The organism is Pseudomonas sp. 21LCFQ010 (genome assembly GCF_024129905.1).
In the GTDB taxonomy this organism is placed as follows: Bacteria; Pseudomonadota; Gammaproteobacteria; order Pseudomonadales; family Pseudomonadaceae; genus Aquipseudomonas.
The window spans coordinates 1-20,145 of the sequence record NZ_JAMYDZ010000030.1; the positions used below are offsets into that span (position 1 = coordinate 1).

Annotated in this window: 18 protein-coding genes and 1 rRNA gene; 7 read left to right on the plus strand and 12 right to left on the minus strand. The window is 60.7% G+C overall.

Features of this window, described 5'->3' with window-relative positions; genetic code table 11:
- Nucleotides 1-103, plus strand: a 5S ribosomal RNA gene (gene rrf / locus NJC38_RS24860); the annotation flags it as partial.
- Nucleotides 104-228: 125 nt separating this feature from the next.
- On the opposite strand, the gene queD is transcribed toward rrf, so the two are convergent.
- Entirely contained in the window at nt 229-585 is a 357-nt protein-coding gene (queD, locus tag NJC38_RS24865; RefSeq protein ID WP_144403353.1) for a 6-carboxytetrahydropterin synthase QueD, read from the minus strand.
- A 171-nt stretch (nt 586-756) separates the two neighbouring features.
- On the opposite strand from queD, the gene NJC38_RS24870 reads away from it, so the two are divergent.
- From NJC38_RS24870 to NJC38_RS24895, 6 genes are all read left to right on the plus strand, one after another.
- Complete coding sequence (locus NJC38_RS24870; RefSeq protein ID WP_253117527.1) at nt 757-1,065, plus strand: PepSY domain-containing protein; 309 nt, start codon at nt 757-759, stop codon at nt 1,063-1,065.
- Nucleotides 1,065-1,373, plus strand: a complete 309-nt coding sequence (locus NJC38_RS24875; protein ID WP_045493207.1) for a PepSY domain-containing protein — start codon at nt 1,065-1,067, stop codon at nt 1,371-1,373. The genes NJC38_RS24870 and NJC38_RS24875 overlap by 1 nt, the downstream gene beginning before the upstream one ends.
- On the plus strand, nt 1,373-2,041 hold the full coding sequence (locus NJC38_RS24880) for a response regulator transcription factor (protein WP_253117528.1): 669 nt from the start codon (nt 1,373-1,375) through the stop codon (nt 2,039-2,041). Before NJC38_RS24875 ends, NJC38_RS24880 begins: the two co-directional genes overlap by 1 nt.
- Nucleotides 2,038-3,354 carry an ATP-binding protein gene (locus NJC38_RS24885; RefSeq protein WP_045493201.1) on the plus strand — a complete coding sequence of 439 codons (1,317 nt, stop codon included), beginning with the start codon at nt 2,038-2,040 and terminating at the stop codon, nt 3,352-3,354. Before NJC38_RS24880 ends, NJC38_RS24885 begins: the two co-directional genes overlap by 4 nt.
- Nucleotides 3,355-3,446: 92 nt before the next feature.
- Complete coding sequence (locus tag NJC38_RS24890) at nt 3,447-5,126, plus strand: methyl-accepting chemotaxis protein (protein WP_253117529.1); 1,680 nt, start codon at nt 3,447-3,449, stop codon at nt 5,124-5,126.
- 93 nt (nt 5,127-5,219) lie between these two features.
- Complete coding sequence (locus NJC38_RS24895) at nt 5,220-6,284, plus strand: AI-2E family transporter (RefSeq protein WP_045493195.1); 1,065 nt, start codon at nt 5,220-5,222, stop codon at nt 6,282-6,284.
- Between the two features lie 54 nt (nt 6,285-6,338).
- Here NJC38_RS24895 and nuoN read toward each other — a convergent pair whose 3' ends face one another.
- The 11 genes from nuoN to nuoC all read right to left on the minus strand — a co-directional run bounded on the left by nuoN (nt 6,339) and on the right by nuoC (nt 20,137).
- Complete coding sequence (nuoN, locus tag NJC38_RS24900) at nt 6,339-7,808, minus strand: NADH-quinone oxidoreductase subunit NuoN (protein WP_045493192.1); 1,470 nt, start codon at nt 7,806-7,808, stop codon at nt 6,339-6,341.
- A gap of 7 nt (nt 7,809-7,815) precedes the next feature.
- Nucleotides 7,816-9,348 (minus strand): NADH-quinone oxidoreductase subunit M, encoded by a 1,533-nt coding sequence (gene nuoM / locus NJC38_RS24905; RefSeq protein ID WP_253117531.1) that lies wholly within the window; start codon nt 9,346-9,348, stop codon nt 7,816-7,818.
- Between the two features lie 39 nt (nt 9,349-9,387).
- Nucleotides 9,388-11,238 carry an NADH-quinone oxidoreductase subunit L gene (gene nuoL / locus NJC38_RS24910; RefSeq protein ID WP_045493186.1) on the minus strand — a complete coding sequence of 617 codons (1,851 nt, stop codon included), beginning with the start codon at nt 11,236-11,238 and terminating at the stop codon, nt 9,388-9,390.
- On the minus strand, nt 11,235-11,543 hold the full coding sequence (gene nuoK, locus NJC38_RS24915) for an NADH-quinone oxidoreductase subunit NuoK (RefSeq protein WP_003317980.1): 309 nt from the start codon (nt 11,541-11,543) through the stop codon (nt 11,235-11,237). Before nuoK ends, nuoL begins: the two co-directional genes overlap by 4 nt.
- Nucleotides 11,540-12,055, minus strand: a complete 516-nt coding sequence (nuoJ, locus tag NJC38_RS24920; RefSeq protein WP_045493178.1) for an NADH-quinone oxidoreductase subunit J — start codon at nt 12,053-12,055, stop codon at nt 11,540-11,542. The genes nuoK and nuoJ overlap by 4 nt, the downstream gene beginning before the upstream one ends.
- 10 nt (nt 12,056-12,065) lie before the next feature.
- Nucleotides 12,066-12,614, minus strand: coding sequence for an NADH-quinone oxidoreductase subunit NuoI (gene nuoI / locus NJC38_RS24925; RefSeq protein WP_045493175.1), 549 nt, complete (start codon nt 12,612-12,614; stop codon nt 12,066-12,068).
- 12 nt (nt 12,615-12,626) lie between these two features.
- Nucleotides 12,627-13,634: an NADH-quinone oxidoreductase subunit NuoH gene (gene nuoH, locus NJC38_RS24930; protein WP_045493172.1), complete on the minus strand. Its 1,008-nt coding sequence runs from the start codon at nt 13,632-13,634 to the stop codon at nt 12,627-12,629.
- On the minus strand, nt 13,631-16,354 hold the full coding sequence (nuoG, locus tag NJC38_RS24935; RefSeq protein WP_253117533.1) for an NADH-quinone oxidoreductase subunit NuoG: 2,724 nt from the start codon (nt 16,352-16,354) through the stop codon (nt 13,631-13,633). Before nuoG ends, nuoH begins: the two co-directional genes overlap by 4 nt.
- Nucleotides 16,355-16,500: 146 nt before the next feature.
- Entirely contained in the window at nt 16,501-17,859 is a 1,359-nt protein-coding gene (gene nuoF, locus NJC38_RS24940; protein WP_045493166.1) for an NADH-quinone oxidoreductase subunit NuoF, read from the minus strand.
- Nucleotides 17,856-18,353 carry an NADH-quinone oxidoreductase subunit NuoE gene (gene nuoE / locus NJC38_RS24945; RefSeq protein ID WP_253117534.1) on the minus strand — a complete coding sequence of 166 codons (498 nt, stop codon included), beginning with the start codon at nt 18,351-18,353 and terminating at the stop codon, nt 17,856-17,858. The genes nuoF and nuoE overlap by 4 nt, the downstream gene beginning before the upstream one ends.
- A 2-nt stretch (nt 18,354-18,355) precedes the next feature.
- Entirely contained in the window at nt 18,356-20,137 is a 1,782-nt protein-coding gene (gene nuoC / locus NJC38_RS24950) for an NADH-quinone oxidoreductase subunit C/D (protein ID WP_253117536.1), read from the minus strand.
- Between the last annotated feature and the right edge of the window lie 8 nt (nt 20,138-20,145).

The following is a 20,145-nucleotide window of genomic DNA, read 5'->3' on the forward strand; positions in this document are numbered from 1 at the left end:
GAGTGTTGGAACCACCTGATCCCATCCCGAACTCAGTAGTGAAACGATACATCGCCGATGGTAGTGTGGGGCTTCCCCATGTGAGAGTAGGTCATCGTCAAGATTCAAACACAGAACCCCTGATCGCTCTGCGATCGGGGGTTTTGCTTTGCGCGAAAGAAAAGTCGGCCGCTCCTGCCGGGCAAAAAAAGACCGCCTCAGAGGGCGGTCAACAACGTCAATTCTGTTTCAGTCGCCTCGGTATTCACACCCGCTGGTGCAGGTCTCGTGAATACGAATGGCAGACAGCTCAGGTAGCAGCGGCTTCAACTCATTCCAGATCCACTTGGCCAGATTTTCGCTGGTCGGGTTCTCCAGGCCGGGAATGTCATTGAGGTAGTTGTGATCCAGTCGCTCGTACAGCGGCTTGAATATCGCCTTGATCTCTGAGAAGTCCCGGATCCAGCCGGTATGGGGGTCGACCGGGCCGGACAGATGGATACCTACGCGAAATGAGTGGCCATGCAGGCGACCGCACTTGTGGCCTTCCGGCACGTGGGGAAGGCGATGCGCGGACTCAAAGGTGAATTCCTTGAAAATTTCCAAAATCTTGACTCTGAAACGAGATACAGCACACGAGTGTAACAGCAATACACTCAACACGGCATGATCAGTACCATTGCAAAGCTAATGGCATGTGGCCAGAGTCATTCAGTTTGAATTAAGTTCCTGAAGGTATGGTGACGGCATCAACATTAGCTGACCGTGGAGCCAACAATGAAAGCTTTGCTGACCTTTACAACTGCCTTTGCCTGGGCCCTGACGGCCAATCTGGTACAGGCCAGGGACCTGGGTCCGGATGAAGCCCTGCGACTCAGAGATAACGGTGTTATCCAGTCGTTCGAGAAACTCAATGCCGTTGCGCTGGCCGCTCATCCTGGTTCGAGCATTACCGATACTGAGCTCGAAAGTGAATACGGCAAATATGTTTACCAGGTGGAATTGCGCGATACTAAGGGCATTGAATGGGATCTGGAACTCGATGCGGTAACCGGGCAGATCTACAAGAACCATCAGGATAATTGATGACTGCTGCTAAGCGTCGTATCGCATTACTGGGTCTGCTGTTTACCTGCACCTTGGTTCAGGCCCGCGATCTTGACCAGGATGAAGCCCTGCAACTGCGCCAGCGTGGCGTTATTCTGCCGCTCGAACAGTTCATCGGGCAGGCCCTGGCGCGGTATCCCGGCGCCAGGTTGCTTGAGGCCGAACTCGAAGAAAAGAACGATGTGTATGTCTATGAGGTTGAATTGGTTACTCCTGAAGGCGTGGTACGTGAACTCAAGTTCGATGCCCGTGACAGTCGGTTACTCAAAGACGAGGAAGATGACTGATGCGTCTGTTACTGGTTGAAGACCATGTATCTCTGGCTGATGAGCTAATGGCGACCCTGACCCGCCAGGGTTATGCGGTTGACTGGTTGGCAGACGGCCGGGATGCGCAGTATCAGGGCCTGAGCGAGCCCTATGACCTCATCGTGCTTGATTTGGGATTGCCGGGCATACCCGGCCTGGAAGTTCTGGCGCACTGGCGCAGCAACGGTCTGGCGACGCCGGTGCTGGTGTTGACCGCGCGCGGCTCCTGGTCAGAGCGCATAGAGGGACTCAAGGCCGGTGCAGACGATTACCTGACCAAGCCTTTTCATCCTGAAGAACTGCAATTGCGCATTCAGGGCCTGCTGCGCCGCGCCCGGGGCCTGGCCAATCAGCCGAAACTGGAGTCGGCAGGCTTGCACCTGGATGAGGGACGTCAATCGGTGGCACGCGACGGCGTCGATATCCAGCTGACTTCCGCAGAGTTCCGCTTGCTGCGCTACTTCATGCTGCACCCGGAACAAATCCTTTCCAAGAGTCATCTGGCCGAGCATCTCTACGACGGCGAGAGCGAGCGTGATTCCAATGTCATCGAGGTTCACGTCAATCACTTGCGCCGCAAGCTGGGCCGCTCAGTGATCGAAACCCGCCGCGGTCAGGGTTATCTGTATGGTGGGGCTGGCGGTTGAGGTCCATCCAGCGACGTCTGAGCCTGGGGCTGGTCGCGATCATGCTGGTGATCGGCCTGGTCATGGCGCAGACCAGTCTGTGGTTGTTCGAGCTGGGCCTGCAGCGTTATCTGGAGTCAGGACTGCGCAACGAGAGTGAGAACCTGTTGGTCGCTATCGTGCGCGGCCCGGTGGGCTTGCAACTTGACGAGCAGCGGTTGTCCGGCGCCTACCATCGGCCCTTCTCGGGTCACTACTTTCGCGTCGATTTTGCCGATGGCCACTGGCGCTCGCGATCCTTGTGGGATTTCGAGCTGCCCAAGCCACAGAGCACTGGGCTGCACAGCGACCTCGAACTGGGCGAGACTGGCCAGTCGTTATTGGTCCTGACAGCCGATTACCGCAAGTTCGGCCAGCAGTTCTCCATCAGCGTCGCGCAGGACTACACGCCAGTACGCCAGACCTTCAAGCGCGTGCAGCAGATTGGCATGGGGCTGGGGCTGGCGGCGTTGTTACTGGTTTTGGGCTTGCAGCGGGTTACTGTGCGCAGGGCACTGCGGCCTCTCAATACCGTACGTGAACAGATCTTTCAGTTGCAGCAGGGCCAGCGTTCGCAACTTGATGATCAGGTGCCTCGTGAGCTTGAGCCCTTGGTCGACCAGATCAACCATCTGCTTGCCCACACTGAAGACAGCCTCAAACGTTCGCGCAATGCCTTGGGCAATCTTGGCCATGCACTCAAGACTCCGTTGGCGGTGCTGCTCAGCATTGCGTCCAGCCCGGCGCTGGAGTCCCAGCCTGCGCTGCGCAAGACCTTGCATGAACAACTGCAACAGATTCAGCAGCGTCTTGAACGTGAGCTTAATCGTGCACGCCTGTCGGGAGATGCGTTACCGGGGGCACGCTTTGATTGTGATGTGGAGCTTCCCGCGCTGTTTTCCACCCTGAACATGATCCATGGCGAACACTTGCAACTGGTCAACGACACCCCACCCGGGTTGACGCTGCCCTGGGATCGCGAGGATTTGCTCGAGCTGCTCGGCAATTTGCTGGACAACGCCTGCAAATGGGCCGACAGCGAGGTCAGCCTGAGCATCAGTGTCAGCGCAGCAGGAACATGCCTGTTGATTGATGACGACGGTCCGGGCATTCCTGAGTCGCGCCGTGAAGGGGTTTTCAGCCGCGGAACCCGTCTGGATGAACAGATTAGCGGCCACGGGCTTGGCTTGGGCATTGTTCGTGATATCGTGGAAACATGGGGTGGCACATTGCAACTGCTGGTGAGCCCGGCAGACGGGCTCCGCGTCCGTATCGATCTGCCAGAACGTAAATGAATTGCCAAAGGGGCATCAGTTTCCTGGCTATCAGTCGATAGCTGATCAAGAGCGCTTGTTTCAAGAACGACAATAACGATAAGGCAAAGATCATGCGACCCAATCTCAAGGCCAAAGTGCTGTCACTGGCGATTGCGCCGGTTCTGTTATTCGCCCTGGTCGTCAGTGCCTCGACGATCTATATCCTCCACCAACAGGCTGATATAGAGGTCAATGAGACCCGTGAACGTCTGCTTGAAGAAGCCAAAAGCAATCTCAAGGATCACGTCTCCGTCGCCATCAGTGCGATCAAACCCCTTTACGATGCTGCCGCGCCTGGCGATGAAGCGCCCCGCGCCGCTGCGATCAAGCAGTTTGCCTCTGTCAGCTACGGCAAAGACGGTTACTTGTTCGGCTATGATTCGGAGATTATCCGGATCTTTCGCAGTAACAGCACCGATGGTCTGGGCAAGAGCTTCAAGGACACCAAGGACCCCAACGGCATCTACCTGAACCGCGAACTGGTGGCGGTGGCTAAAAACGGTACTCACTACGTGCGCTACGCCTCGGCATTGCCGGGCAAGAGCGAACCAGTGCCTAAAGTGGGCTACACCGAATACCTGCCCAAGTGGGACCTGGTGGTTGGCAGCGCGGTCAACCTTGATGGCATCGAGGCCCAGGTCGAACAGGTGCGCAAGAATGTCGATGCCCGCCTGCAGGAGATGCTCTACAGCATTGTCGGCATTACCTTGGTGGTGCTGATCATCATCAGCGTGATTGGCGCTCTGGTGACAGGCACGCTGCTGCGCCCACTGCGCCTGATGAAAGCCAGCCTTGACGATATTGCCGCCGGCGAAGGCGACCTGACCCGCCGCCTGCCCGTCACCAGTCAGGACGAGCTGGGCGAGCTTGCCGGTTCTTTCAATCGCTTTGTCGACAAGATCCATTCGTTGGTGCGGCAAATGACCGAAGTGACCTCGCAACTCACCGGGCTGGTGGCTGAGGTGTCCTCCCAGGCTCAGCGCTCTGAGCAGGCCATGGAGCGCCAGCGCTACGAAACCGATCAGGTGGCCACTGCCATCAACCAGATGTCTGCAGCTGCCCACGAGGTAGCCAGCAGCGCGCAAAATGCCTCGAACGCCGCGCAGCAGACCGACGAGCAGGGGCGTACTGCCAAGCGGGTGGTGGACGGCAGCATTGTGCAGATCCATTCGCTGGTCGAAGACATTCGCAAAAGTGGTGTGTCGCTCGACAGCCTGCAGCAAGACGTCGGGTCGATTGTCAGCGTTCTGGGGGTGATTCGTTCGATTGCCGAGCAGACCAACCTGTTGGCGCTCAACGCAGCCATCGAAGCGGCGCGGGCCGGCGAGGCGGGACGTGGCTTTGCCGTGGTTGCCGATGAGGTTCGGGCGCTGGCTAGCCGAACCCAGCAGAGCACTCAGGAAATCCAGGGCATGATCGACCGTCTGCAGTCTGGCACTCAAGAGGCAGTCAGTGCCATGCGGCGTTCCAGTGAGGCGGGGGAGGGCACCTCGGTGCAGGCCAACGAAGCCGGCCGTTCGCTGGTCACCATTGGTGAACTGATCGCCACCATCAACGCGATGAACGCGCAGATTGCCAGCGCCGCAGAGGAGCAGACTGCCGTGGCCGAAGAGATCAACCGCAGCGTGCACCAGATCGCCGTAGCAGTGGACAGCGTTGCTGAGGAAACCCGCCAGAGCGCGATCACTTCACGCAGCCTGTCCGATCTCGGCCAGCGGCTGGGAGGGCTGGCGGCACAATTTCGCGTCTGAACCATTGCCCGAAGGCTTCGGGGCACTCCTGCGTGTCGTGGCTGACTAATGCTCTGAGCGGGCATCTAGCCAGCCTGACGACACGGATGAGACATGAACGAAACCTCCCTGCATTACAAGACCTTTCTGCTCCTGTTGGTGCTGGTCAGCATCGCTTTTATCTGGATCCTGCTGCCGTTCTATGGCGCGGTATTCTGGGCGGTGATCCTGGCCATTATCTTTTCCCCCATGCAGCGTCGCCTGCAACTCAAGCTGGGCTGGCCACGTAACCGTATCTCGTTGCTGACCTTGGGAATCTGTCTGGTCATCGCCATTTTGCCGGTGATCGTGATCAGCGCCATGTTGGTTCAGGAAGGCGCGCTGCTGTACAAGAATGTCGAGAGCGGCAAGCTGGATGTCGCGCAGTACCTGACCGAGTACAAGGAACTGTTGCCGGCCTCAGGGCAGCGTCTGCTGGACCGGATGGGCATGGGCGATTTCAACGGCTTGCGCGACAAAATCTCCAAGGGGGCCATGCAAGGCAGCCAATACCTGGCCGGCCAGGCGTTCAGTTTTGGTCAGGGCACTTTCGATTTTGTGGTCAGCTTCTTCATCATGCTTTACCTGCTGTTCTTTTTCCTGCGTGACGGTCAGGAACTGGTCCGCAAGATGCGCAATGCAGCGCCATTGGCAGACCAGCACAAGCGCCGCCTGCAATTGAAGTTCACCCGCGTGGTGCGCGCCACGGTCAAGGGCAACCTGGTGGTTGCGGTCACCCAGGGCGCGCTGGGTGGCCTTATCTTCTGGTTCCTCGATATTCCCAGTGCGTTGCTCTGGGCAGTGATCATGGCCTTCCTGTCGCTGTTGCCGGCGGTGGGTGCAGGGATTGTCTGGGCGCCGGTGGCAGTGTACTTCCTGCTCAGCGGGATGATCTGGCAAGGTGTGGTACTGGCCTTGTTCGGCGTGTTTGTGATCGGCCTGGTAGATAACGTGCTGCGCCCGGTACTGGTCGGCAAGGACACTCGGATGCCGGACTACCTGATCCTGATCAGCACCCTGGGCGGCATGTCGGTATTTGGCCTCAATGGCTTTGTCATCGGGCCGTTGATCGCTGCCCTGTTCATGTCGTCCTGGGCACTGTTCAGCAGCAATAAACGCCCGGTACGCCTGCCGGGTTAAAAAACCAGGCAATAAAAAACCCTGCCGAGGCAGGGTTTTTTTATGCGCAGTGAATCAGCTCGGTACTTGCAGGCCGGTACTAAGTACCAGATCCAGCAACGGCTGCGGGTACACACCCAGCACGAAGGTCAGGATCGCCACGGCCAGCAGCATCACACCGCCGGTACGCTGTGCCCAGTTGAAGGCGGCGTCATGACGCGGCAGCTTGTTGTCGACCAGGTACATGGTGACCATCACCCGCAGGTAGTAGAACACGCCGATGGCGCTACCCAGCACCAGCGTACCGATCAGCCACCACAGGTGCGACTCGACACCGGCAGCGATGATGTAGAACTTGCCGATGAAGCCTGCAGTGAGCGGAATACCCGCCAGCGACAGCATCATCAGGGTCATCACTGCGGTCAGGTATGGACGACGCCAGAACAGGCCGCGGTACTCGAACATGGCATCAGCGTCACGGCCGCTGTACGGCGAGGACATCATGGTGATCACACCGAAGCTGCCCAGCGAGGTCAGCACATAGGTGGTCAGGTATACGCCGATGGCTTCTACCGCCATGCCCTTGCTTGCCACCAGCGCGATCATCAGGTAACCGAAGTGGGCGATCGAGGAGTAACCCAGCAGCCGCTTGAGGTTGTTCTGCACCAGTGCCAGCAGGTTGCCGACCAGGATGGATGCCACGGCCACAACCGCCAGCACGTCCAGCACCACACCGCCGCTTGCCGCCGGCGACATCTGGAACAGCCGCACCAGCACCGCGAACACCGCCACCTTGCTGGCAGTGGCCAGGAAGGCCGCGACCGGCGCCGGAGCACCTTCATAAACGTCTGGCGTCCAGAGGTGGAACGGCACCAGCGAGAGCTTGAAGCCCAGGCCGATGACCATCATGCCCAGACCCATGCTGGCAATCGGGCTAGGCAGGCCGGTGGCCTCCAGCGCCTTGCCGATCGCGTCGAAGCTCAGGCTGCCGGCTTCGGCGTACAGCAGTGCCATGCCGAACAGCAGGAACGCTGAGCCGGCTGCCGACAGCACCATGTACTTGATACCGGCTTCCAGCGAACGCTTGTTGAAGAACGCATAGGCTACCAGGCCATAGACCGGTACCGAGAGCAATTCCAGGCCGATGAACAGGCCGGCCAGGTTCTGCGCGCAGACCAGCACCATGCCGCCGGCTGCCGCCAGCAGAATCAGCAGGTACAGTTCTTCGCGGTTGCCTGGATAGCCGGTCTTGTCATCACCCAGATAGGCATGAGCCATGGTCACGCAAGCCAGGGTCGAAGCGAGGATCAGCGCCATGTAGAAGCAGGCGAACGGATCGACCAGCAGCAGTGGGGTGACCACCAGTGGCGCGACCTTCAGGGCCGGGTAAACCGACAGCAGGGCCAGGTTCAGGCCGGCCACGCTAAGCAGGAAGGTTTGCGAGTGATTGCGGCGCCATGCGATGGCCAGCATCACCACCACAAGGGTGATACTGGTGATCAGCAGAGGGCCTAGCGCAATAAAGTGTTGAATCGTCAGGTCCATAGCGCTCTTACCGGGCCGAAGCGAGTTGAGTGAAGGCAGTGCCTAGCCATTGCTGCACGCCGTGCATGGTCGACGCCGAAGTGTCCAGGAGCGGCTGCGGGTAGACCCCGAGCACGATCAGCAGGACGGCAAGACCCAGCACCATGATCATTTCCCGTGCATCCAGGCCCTTGTAGACCGCATCGGACTGCGACGGGCCGAAGTAGGCGCGGTGGATCATGATCAGCGAATAGACCGAACCGAACACCAGACCGGAGGTGGCGATGGCAGTGACCCATGGCGAACTGACGAAGGCACCCAGCAGGATCAGGAACTCACCGACGAAGTTACCGGTGCCGGGCAGGCCCAGTGACGCGGCTGCGAAGAACAGGCTGATTGCCGGCAGGTAAGGAATGCGCGACCACAGGCCACCCATCTGGCGCATGTCACGGGTGTGCAGACGCTCGTACAACTGGCCGCTGAGGATGAACAGTGCCGCTGCCGACAGGCCGTGGGCGATCATCTGGATCACCACGCCCTGCAGGGCTTGCTGGCTGCCCGAGTAGATACCGATCAGCACGAAGCCCATGTGCGAGACGCTGGAGAACGCGATCAGGCGCTTGATGTCGCTCTGGGCGAACGCCAGGAAGGCACCGTAGAAAATCCCGACCAGACCCAGGGTCATGGCAATCGGCGCGAACTCTGCCGAAGCATTCGGAAACAGCGGCAGAGCAAAGCGCAACAGGCCGTATGCAGCAGTTTTCAGCAGGATACCGGCCAGGTCCACGGAACCTGCGGTCGGCGCCTGGGCGTGAGCGTCAGGCAGCCACGAGTGCAGCGGCACCACCGGCAGCTTCACCGCGAAAGCGATGAAGAAGCCCAGCATCAGGATGTACTCGGTGCCAGGTGCCAGTTGCGTTTTGAGCAGCTCGGCATAGGCGAAGGTCAGGGTGCCGGTCTGGTTGTAATGCACCAGAACCAGACCAAGGATCGCCACCAGCATGATCAGGCCGCTGGCCTGGGTGAAGATGAAGAACTTGGTCGCGGCGTAAATCCGGGTCTTCTTGCCGTCCGAGGAGCTGTGACCCCAGAGTGCGATGAGGAAATACATCGGCACCAGCATCATTTCCCAGAAGAAGAAGAACAGGAACAGGTCGATGGCCAGGAACACACCGACCACGCCACCGAGGATCCACATCAGGTTGAGGTGGAAGAAGCCGACCTTGCGGTCGATCTCTTTCCACGAACACAGCACCGACAGCACCCCGAGCAGGCCGGTGAGCATGATCATCAGCAGCGACAGGCCATCGAGCGCCAGGTGCAGGCTGATACCGAAGCGGGTGATCCACTGGGCCTGGAATTCCAGGGCCCAGGCAGGATTACCGCCCGGCGCAGGGGCCAGGGTGTAGTTGCCGACAGCCCACAGCCACAGGCCGAGGCCCAGCAGCAGGGACATGGTCGCCAGCGCGATCCAGCGTGGCATTGTCGCGCTGACGCGCTCGAACTGCCAGCAGAGCAGGCCGCCGATAAAGGGGATCAGGATTAGCCAAGGCAGAATCATGACGGGCTCAATTCCTTTCGCAAATTCGCAAGGTTCATGTCAGACCGCAACCAGAATGCCGCCCAGTACCAGAACGGCACCAAACGCGATCGAGGCAGCGTACCAACGAAGCTGACCAGTCTCGGTGCGGCTCATGGAAACATGACCGCCTTTGACCAGACGCGGGATCACACCAATGAGACGGTCGAACGGATCACTGCGCAGCAAGTGACTGATCGCCAGGTATGGCTTGACGAACAGTTTGTCGTAGATCCAGTCGAAGCCCCAGGCGGCGAACCACCAGGCCGAGAGCAAACGGCCGATACGGCTGTTGGCGATGGCGGTAGCCAGGGTGCGTTTGCCCAGGAACAGCAGCGCGGCGAGCACGATACCGGCAATGGCAATGGCCCCCGAAGCGATCTCCAGACTGTGCTTGGCATCGCCGCCGGCATGGCCGACGCTTTGCGGCAGCACGCCTGCCAGTGGTGGAGTGATCCAGGCACCGATGAAGGTCGACAGCACGATCAGCACCGACAGTGGCAGCCAGTGCGAGATGCCATGGCCTGCATGAGCTTCGGTCTTGGCCTCGCCGTGGAAGGCGATGAAGATCAGCCGGAAGGTGTAGATCGAGGTCATGAACGCACCGGCAAGACCGGCATACAGCAGGCCGGTATGGCCGCTGGCGAAAGCCTCCCAGAGGATCTCGTCCTTGGAATAGAAACCGGCGGTCAGCAGCGGCAGGGCGGCCAGGGCGGCGCCGCCGACGATGAAGCTGGCGTAGGCCAGAGGCAGTTTCTTCCACAAGCCACCCATCTTGAAGATGTTCTGCTCGTGGTGGCAGGCGACGATCACCGCACCGGAGGCAAGGAACAGCAGGGCCTTGAAGAACGCGTGGGTCATCAGGTGGAAGATCGCACCTTCCCAGGCACCGACGCCCAGGGCCAGGAACATGTAGCCGATCTGGCTCATGGTCGAGTAGGCGAGAATCCGCTTGATGTCGGTCTGTACCAGCGCGGCGAAGCCGGCCAGTACCAGCGTCACACCACCGACGACGCCGACCAGATGCAGGATATCCGGCGCCAGGACGAACAGACCGTGGGTACGGGCGATCAGGTACACGCCGGCGGTGACCATGGTCGCGGCGTGAATCAGTGCCGAAACCGGAGTAGGACCGGCCATTGCATCAGCCAGCCAGGTCTGCAGCGGCAGTTGCGCGGATTTACCTACGGCACCGCCAAGCAGCATCAGGGTCGCCAGCACGATCCAGAAGTCGCCGGCCTTGAAGTGCTCAGGCGCACGCACCAGCAGTTCCTGGATATTCAGGGTGCCCAGTTGCTGGAACAGGATGAACAGACCGATCGCCATGAAAACGTCGCCGATCCGGGTGACGATGAAGGCTTTCAGTGCGGCATCGCCATTCTTGCGCTGGCCATAGTAGAAACCGATCAGCAGGTAGCTGCACAGGCCCACGCCTTCCCAACCGAAGTAGATGAACAGCAGGTTGTCGCCCAGGATCAGGAACAACATGCTGGCAATAAACAGGTTGGTGTAGGAGAAGAAGCGCGAGTAGCCCTCTTCGCCGCGCATGTACCAGGAGGCGAACAGATGGATCAGAAAGCCCACCCCGACCACCACGCCGAGCATGGTGACCGACAGGCCGTCCAGGTACAGGGCGAAGTTGGGGCTGAAGCCGTCCACGTCCATCCAGCGCCACAGCACCTGGGTGTAGTGGCCGCCTTCGGGTGGTGCGACGTTGAACTGCCAGATGATCCAGGCAGTGACAATGGCCGACAGGCCGACCGAGCCGACGCCGATCAGTGCCGCGAGGTTCTCCGAGATACGGCCACGGGAGAACGACAGCAGCAGCCAACCGATCAGGGGAAATACAAAAGTCAGAAAGAGAAGGTTCATCCGCGCATCTCGCTGGCAGCATCGATATCGAGAGTGTGGAAGCGGCGATACAGCTGCATCAGGATCGCCAGGCCGATACTGGCCTCGGCAGCTGCAAGGCTGATCACCAGAATGAACATTACCTGTCCATCCGGTTGACCCCAGCGGCTACCGGCTACCACGAATGCCAGGGCGGCGGCATTCATCATGATTTCCAGGCTCATCAGCACGAAAAGGATGTTGCGGCGCACCATCAGGCCGACCAGGCCAAGGCAGAACAGCACCCCGGCAACCGCCAGGCCGTGTTCGAGAGGAATTGCATTCATGGCTGGGCTCCTTCTTCCTTGGTATCGGTACGGCCAAGGTGGAATGCGGTCACGGCAGCCGCCAGCAGCAGCATCGAGGCCAGTTCCACCACCAGCAGGTAAGGACCGAACAGGCTGATGCCGACGGCCTTGGCGTCCACTGTGGTGTGGCCCAGGCCGGCACCGCTCGGGTTGGCAAACAGCACATACAGCAGTTGGAACAGCAGCATGCCGCCCAGGAACACAGGTCCCGCCCAGATCCCAGGCTTGAACCAGTTACGTTCTTGCTGCACCGAGGCAGGGCCCAGATTGAGCATCATGACCACGAACACGAACAGAACCATGATCGCGCCAGCGTAGGCGATGATTTCCAGCACCCCGGCAAATGGTGCGCCGAGGCTGAAGAAGGTCATAGCCACGGCGATCAGTGAGATGATCAGGTAGAGCAGGGCATGCACGGGATTGGTGTTCGTGATGACCCGTAAGGTCGACACGACAGCAATGCCGGATGCAAAGTAGAAAGCGAATTCCATCTGGACTTCCTTAAGGCAGCAAGCTCTTGACGTTGATCGGTTCGGCTTCACTCTGCGCGGCGCCTTTGGGCTTGCCGGAGATTGCCATGCCGGCAACGCGATAGAAGTTATAGTCGGGGTTCTTGCCGGGGCCGGAAATCAGCAGGTCTTCTTTCTCGTACACCAGGTCTTGGCGCTTGAAGTCAGCCATTTCGAAATCCGGGGTCAACTGGATCGCGGTAGTCGGGCAGGCTTCTTCGCACAGGCCGCAGAAAATGCAGCGCGAGAAGTTGATGCGGAAGAACTCCGGGTACCAGCGACCGTCTTCGGCCTCGGTCTTCTGCAAGGCGATGCAGCCGACCGGGCAGGCCACGGCGCACAGGTTGCAGGCCACGCAGCGTTCTTCACCGTCGGGGTCGCGGGTCAGGACGATCCGGCCGCGATAGCGTGGTGCCAGATAAACCGGTTCTTCCGGGTATTGCAGGGTGTCGCGCTTGCGAAAGCCGTGACCGAAAATCATCACCAGGCTGCGCAACTGGGTACCGGTACCCTTAACGATGTCGCCAATATATTTGAACATGGGTCAGTTACCTCACTGAACCGCGCCTGCCGGCGTGTTGAGCAACACGATCGCGGCAGTCACCAGCAAATTGATCAGGGTCAGCGGCAGGCAGAATTTCCAGCTGAAATCCATCACCTGGTCATAGCGCGGGCGCGGAATCGAAGCGCGCAGCAGGATGAACAGCATGATGAAGAACGCGGTCTTCAAAGCGAACCAGATGAAGGGGATCTGCGGCAGGATACCGAACGGACCGTGCCAGCCACCGAAGAACAGGGTGACCAGCAGCGCCGAGATCAGCACGATGCCGATGTACTCGCCGACGAAGAACATGCCCCATTTCATGCCGGCATATTCAATGTGGTAACCGTCGGCCAGTTCCTGCTCGGCTTCGGGCTGGTCGAACGGGTGACGGTGAGTCACGGCGACGCCAGCGACGAAGAACGTACAGAAGCCGAGGAACTGCGGAATGATGAACCACAGGTTCTGCGCCTGATACTCGACGATGTCGCGCATGTTGAACGAGCCGGCCTGAACCACCACGCCCATCAGCGCAAGACCCATGAACACTTCGTACGACACGGTCTGGGCCGAAGCCCGCAGGCTGCCCAGCAAGGCGTACTTGTTGTTACTCGACCAACCGGCGAACAGCACCGCGTACACCGACAGACCCGCCATCGCGAAGAAGAACAGCAGGCCGATGTTCAGGTCTGCGACACCCCAGGTCGGGGTGATCGGGATGACGATGAACGAGATCAGCAAGGCGCTCATGGCCACCACCGGTGCCAGGGTGAAGATCACCTTGTCGGCAAACGGCGGCATCCAGTCTTCTTTGAAGAACATCTTCAGCATGTCGGCAGCGATCTGGAACATACCGAACGGGCCAACCCGGTTCGGGCCATAGCGGTCCTGCCACCAGCCCAGCAGGCGTCGCTCGACGAAGCTGAGCAACGCGCCGCTGATGACCACGGCAAGCAGGATGACGATGGCCTTGAGGACCGCAATGATCACATCGATCACTTCAGGGGTGAACCAGCTCATTGCGCTGCCTCCTGCAGACCGGCCACGGATTTGCCGGAAAACGCCGGCGGAATGCCTGCCAGACCGACCGGCAGGGCGACCAGGCCAGCGCCCAGTTCTTCATTGATGCGCAGCGGCAGACGCAGGGTCTGGCCGGCCACCTCCAGGCTGACCAGCGCGCCCTCGTTGACGCCCAGACGATCGGCTTCTGCTTTGGCCAGTGCAACGTAAGCAGCCGGGATGCGCTCTTGCACCGGTGCGGCTTTCGAAGAGTTCTCTTCGCTGCCGAACAGGTGGTAGAACGGCACCGCTTGCCAGCTACCCTGCGCCGGAGCGAAGGCGCGTGGCACGCTGGCAAACCAGCTCAGCTTGTCGCCGGTGCTTTCGATCAGGCGCACGCCCGGGTCACCGGCACGCAGATGACCGCCGACCTCGTCCTGGAACTTGTTCCAGGCCTGCGGTGAGTTCCAGCCCGGTGACCAGGCGAATGGCACCTGCTGGCGTGGTTCGACCGAGCCCGAATAACCTTCCATCGAGAACGAGAACGCCGTGTCCTTGTCTTGTGGCGTGCGCGGCTCGTGCACGCTGATATTGGCGCGCATCGAGGTCCGGCCGCTGTAACGCAGCGGTTCGCGAGCCAGCTTCAGACCTTTGATACGGAACGACGCGGACGGTGCGGCATCGACAATACCTGCCAGGCGGGGGTTGGCCGCGGCGCAGGCTTCGGTGACCTGGTCGAGCTGGGTCCAGTCCACCGGCTGATTGAGCAGGGTCGAACGCAGCGCGTGCAGCCAGCGCCAGCCTTCGTGGACCAGAATGCTGGCGTCCAGATAGGTCGGATCGAACACCTGGAAGAAACGCTGGGCGCGGCCTTCCTGGCTGACCAGGGTGCCATCGCCTTCAGCGAAGCTGGCCGCTGGCAGGACCAGATGGGCACGGTCGGCGGTCGCGGTCTTCTGGTGATCGGCAACGATCACTACCTTGGCCGCGTTCAGTGCGGCGTCCACGGTGGCGGCATCGGTACGGCTGTACAGGTCGTTTTCCAGCACCACGATGGCGTCGGCCTGACCCGAGATCACCTGCTGCAGCGCAGCATCGAGCGAATCACCACCGAGCAGGGCCAGGCCCATGCTGTTGGCTTCCGGCACCACCAGGCTCAGCGAGCCTTCTTTCTCGCGCAGTTTCAGCGCTTTGGCGATGTTGGCGGCGGCTTCGATCATGGCCTTGGAGCCCAGCGAACCGCCGGAGATGATCAGTGGGCGTTTGGCGGCCAGCAACGCATCGGCGATGGTTTTCACCAGTTCCAGCGCTTCGGCGTCCAGGCCAGCAACAGCCGGGGCGCTGGCGTCGATGGCGTGGGCCACGGCAAAGCCGAGACGGGCGAGGTCGTCTGGCGCGGCGTGCACGCAGTGCTCGGCCACGTCGTCCAGACGGGTGTCTGTCAGGCTGGCAATGAACAGCGGGTTCAGTTCGTGCTGGGCAATGTTACGCACCGCAGCATCAAGCCATGGCTGGACCTTCATGGCGGCGGCCATGTCGCGGGCCTTGCCCTTGACCGCCTGACGCACGGCCAGGGCGACCCGGGCAGCCGTCTGGGTCAGGTCTTCGCCAAGAATGAAGATCGCGTCGTGATCTTCGATGTCACGCATGTTCGGCACCGGCAGCGGGCTGTCGCTCAATACCTGGGCGATCAGGCGCACGCGCTCAAGCTCACCGGCTTCAATACCGCTGTAGAAGTGCTCGGCACCGACCAGTTCGCGCAGCGCGTAGTTGCCTTCCAGGCTGGCGCGTGCCGAGCCGATACCAACGATGTTACGACCGCGCAGCAGGTCGGCGGCGGTGTCCAGCGCGTCGTCCAGGCTCAGTTTCAGCTGCTCCTGGCCCTTGTTCAGCAGCGGCTGGCGCGGACGATCCTTGCGGTTGACGTAGCCATAGCCGAAACGGCCACGGTCGCACAGAAAGTACTGGTTCACCGATCCGTTGAAACGGTTTTCGATGCGCCGCAGTTCGCCATAACGCTCACCGGGGCTGATGTTGCAGCCGCTGGAGCAGCCATGGCAGATGCTCGGGGCAAACTGCATGTCCCACTTGCGGTTGTAGCGCTCGGAGTGGGTCTTGTCGGTGAACACGCCGGTCGGGCAGACCTCGGTCAGGTTGCCGGAAAACTCGCTCTCCAGCACGCCGTCTTCAACGCGACCGAAGTACACGTTGTCGTGAGCGCCATACACGCCCAGGTCGGTGCCGCCGGCGTAGTCCTTGTAGTAACGCACGCAGCGGTAGCAGGCGATGCAGCGGTTCATCTCGTGAGCGACGAACGGCCCCAGGTCCTGATTCTGGTGCGTGCGCTTGGTAAAGCGATAGCGGCGCTCGTTGTGGCCGGTCATCACGGTCATGTCTTGCAGGTGGCAGTGACCGCCCTCCTCGCAGACCGGGCAGTCATGCGGGTGGTTGGTCATCAGCCATTCGACGACACTGGCGCGGAACGCCTTGGACTCTTCATCTTCGATGGAGATCCAGGTGTTGTCGGTGGCAGGGGTCATGCAGGACATGACGATCCGGCCGCGGGTATCGTTTTCATCGTTGTACTGCTTGACCGCGCACTGGCGGCAGGCACCGACGCTACCCAGCGCGGGGTGCCAGCAGAAATACGGAATGTCGAGGCCCAGGGACAGACAAGCCTGTAGCAGGTTGTCCGCACCGTTGACTTCGAGCGCTTTGCCGTCTACGTGGATAGTGGCCATGGTTCAAAGTTCTTCGTTGGCCCGTTGTCAGCGGGCGTGGCTAATGGAATCCGGTGGTACCTGCTTCGCTCGGCCCCTTCATGGAAGGGGCGGCGTCAGCCGGTACAGGGTCGCCATGCCAGGCATTGGCGACCGGTCAGTCTTGTTTATGCCCCGACTGTGGTCGGGATCTTGCCGGGGATGGGCAGGCCCGCGCTTGCTGGCGCGACACCGGCCTCGAATTCCGGCCTGAAGTACTTGATCGCGCTACCCAGCGGCTCGACCGCACCCGGTGCGTGAGCACAGAAGGTCCGGCCAGGGCCGAGGAAGTTGACCAGGCCCAGCAGCGTCTCGATGTCTTCGGCACGGCCCTGGCCTTTTTCCAGGGCGCGCAGCATCTTCACGCTCCAGGGCAGGCCATCGCGGCACGGAGTACAGAAGCCACAGGACTCCTGGGCAAAGAACTCTTCCATGTTGCGCAGCAAGGAAACCATGTTGACCTTGTCGTCCACCGCCATGGCCAGGCCCGTACCCATCCGGGTACCGACCTTGGCGATGCCGCCGGCGTACATTTGCGCGTCCAGATGTTCCGGAAGCAAAAAGCCGGTACCGGCGCCGCCTGGCTGCCAGCACTTGAGCTTGAAGCCGTCGCGCATGCCGCCGGCGTAGTCTTCGAACAGCTCGCGGGCCGGCACGCCGAACGGCAGCTCCCACAGGCCCGGGTTCTTGACCTTACCGGAAAAGCCCATCAGCTTGGTGCCATGGTCTTCACTGCCTTCGCGGGCCAGCGACTTGTACCAGTCGTTGCCGTTGTTGACGATGGCCGGCACGTTGCACAGGGTTTCGACGTTGTTCACGCACGTCGGCTTGCCCCACACGCCTACGGCGGCAGGGAAGGGCGGCTTGGAGCGCGGGTTGGCGCGGCGGCCTTCCAACGAGTTGATCAGTGCGGTTTCTTCACCGCAGATGTAACGGCCGGCGCCGGTGTGCACGAACAGCTCGAAATCAAAACCGCTGCCAAGAATGTTCTTGCCCAGCAGGCCGGCAGCCTTGGCTTCTTCGACCGCACGGTTGAGGTGGCGGGCGGCGGTGACGTACTCACCGCGCAGGAAGATGTAGCCGCGGTAGGCTTTCAGTGCACGGGCACTGATCAGCATGCCTTCGATCAGCAGATGGGGCAGTTGCTCCATCAGCATGCGGTCTTTCCAGGTGTTGGGTTCCATTTCATCGGCGTTACACAGCAGGTAACGGATGTTCATGGACTCGTCTTTAGGCATCAGACCCCACTTCACGCCGGTGGGGAAGCCTGCGCCACCACGACCTTTGAGACCGGAGTCCTTGACCGATTGGACGATGTCATCGGGCGATTGCTGGGTCAGCGCCTTGCGCGCCGCAGCGTAGCCGTCCTTGCTCTGGTACTCGTCGAGCCACACCGGCTCGCCGTCGTCACGCAGACGCCAGGTCAGCGGGTGGGTTTCAGCCGTGCGCGCAATGCGGTTGGCCGGACCGAAGGAAGTCAGGGTCATGGGTAAGCCTCCAGCATCTTGGCAACGCCGCCGGGCTGCAGATTGCCGAATGTATCGTCATCGACCATTACCGCTGGCGCCTTGTCGCAGTTGCCCAGGCAGCACACCGGCAGCAGTGTAAAGCGGCCGTCGGCGGTGGTCTGGCCCGGAGCGATGCCCAGCGAGCTCTGGATTTCTTCGACGATCGACTCGTGACCGGCAATGAAGCACACCATGCTGTTGCAGACGCGGATGATGTGCCGGCCGACCGGCTGACGGAAGATCTGGCTGTAGAAGGTGGCTACGCCTTCGACGTCGCTGGCAGGGATGCCGAGGATGTCGCTGATCGCATAGATCGCGCCGTCCGGCACCCAGCCGCGCTGCTTCTGGACAATTTTCAAGGCTTCGATGGACGCCGCACGCGGGTCCTCGTAGTGATGCATTTCGTGCTCGATGGCCGAGCGCTCTGTTTCGCTGAGAACGAAACGGTCTGTCTGGATAAGTGGGCTGTTCATTCTTAGCGGTCCACGTCGGCCATAACGAAGTCGATACTACCCAGGTACGCAATCAGGTCCGCGACCATGCTGCCTTTGATCACCGAAGGGATCTGTTGCAGGTGCGGATAGCTCGGAGTACGGATCCGGGTACGGTAGCTCATGGTGCCGCCGTCGCTCGTCAGGTAATAACTGTTGATACCCTTGGTCGCTTCGATCATCTGCAATGATTCGTTGGCCGGCATGACCGGACCCCACGAAACCTGCAGGAAGTGGGTGATCAAGGTTTCGATGTGCTGCAGGGTGCGCTCTTTTGGTGGCGGCGTGGTCAGCGGGTGATCCGCCTTGTACGGGCCTTCAGGCATGTTGCGCAGGCACTGGTCGATGATGCGGATACTCTGGCGCATCTCCTCGACACGAACCATGCAGCGGTCGTAGGCGTCGCCGTTGTGGGCCAGTGGCACTTCAAATTCGAAGTTCTCGTAGCCCGAGTACGGACGCGCCTTGCGCAGGTCGAAATCACAGCCGGTGGAACGCAGGCCAGCACCTGTGACGCCCCATTCCAGCGCCTCTTTGGTGTTGTAGGCGGCCACACCGATGGTCCGGCCCTTGAGAATGCTGTTCTGCAAGGCGGCTTTGGTGTACTCGTCGAGGCGCTTGGGCAGCCAGTCGACGAAGTCCTTGACCAGTTTCTCCCAGCCGCGCGGCAGGTCGTGAGCCACGCCACCGATGCGGTACCAGGCCGGGTGCAGGCGGAAACCGGTGATCGCCTCGATCACGGTGTAGGCGCGCTGGCGGTCGGTAAAGGTGAAGAACACCGGGGTCATGGCGCCGACGTCCTGGATATAGGTACCCAGGAACAGCAGGTGGCTGGTGATGCGGAAGAACTCGGCCATCATGATGCGGATGGTGTCGACCCGGTCCGGCACCTTGATACCGGCGAGTTTTTCCACCGCCAGCACGTACGGCAGGTTGTTCATCACCCCGCCGAGGTAGTCGATACGGTCGGTGTAGGGGATGTAACTGTGCCAGGACTGACGCTCGCCCATCTTCTCTGCACCACGGTGGTGGTAGCCGATGTCCGGAACGCAGTCGACGATCTCTTCACCGTCCAGTTGCAGCACGATACGGAAAGCACCGTGCGCAGACGGGTGGTTGGGGCCGAGGTTGAGGAACATGTAGTCCTCGTTCGCCCCAGAACGCTTCATGCCCCAGTCTTCGGGGTTGAAGCGCGCGGCTTCTTCTTCAAGCTGCTGCTTGGCAAGGTTCAGGCTGTACGGGTCGAACTCGGTGGCGCGGGCCGGGAAGTCCTTGCGCAGCGGGTGACCTTCCCAGGTCGGCGGCATCATGATGCGCGACAGGTGCGGGTGGCCCGGGAAATCGATGCCGAACATGTCCCACACTTCACGCTCGTACCAGTTGGCGTTAGGCCAGATACGGGTGACGGTAGGTACGCTCAGGTCGCTTTCGGACAGCGCGACCTTGATCATTACGTCACTATTACGTTCAACCGACATCAGGTGGTAGAACACCGTGAAGTCAGCGCCCGGCAAGCCGCGGCGATGGGTGCGCAGCCGCTCGTCGACACCATGCAGGTCATAGAGCATGGAGTACGGTTTGGCGACATTGCGCAGGAACGTCAGTATTTCGATCAGCCGGGCGCGCTCGACCCACAGCACCGGCATGCCGGTACGGGTCGGCTGGGCCGTGAAGGCCTCGGCGCCGAAGCGGGAATTCAGTTCATTGACGACATCTTGGTCGTCAGCCTTGTACGGCGGGATGTACAGAGCGGTGTCTGCAGTCATAGGTCTCA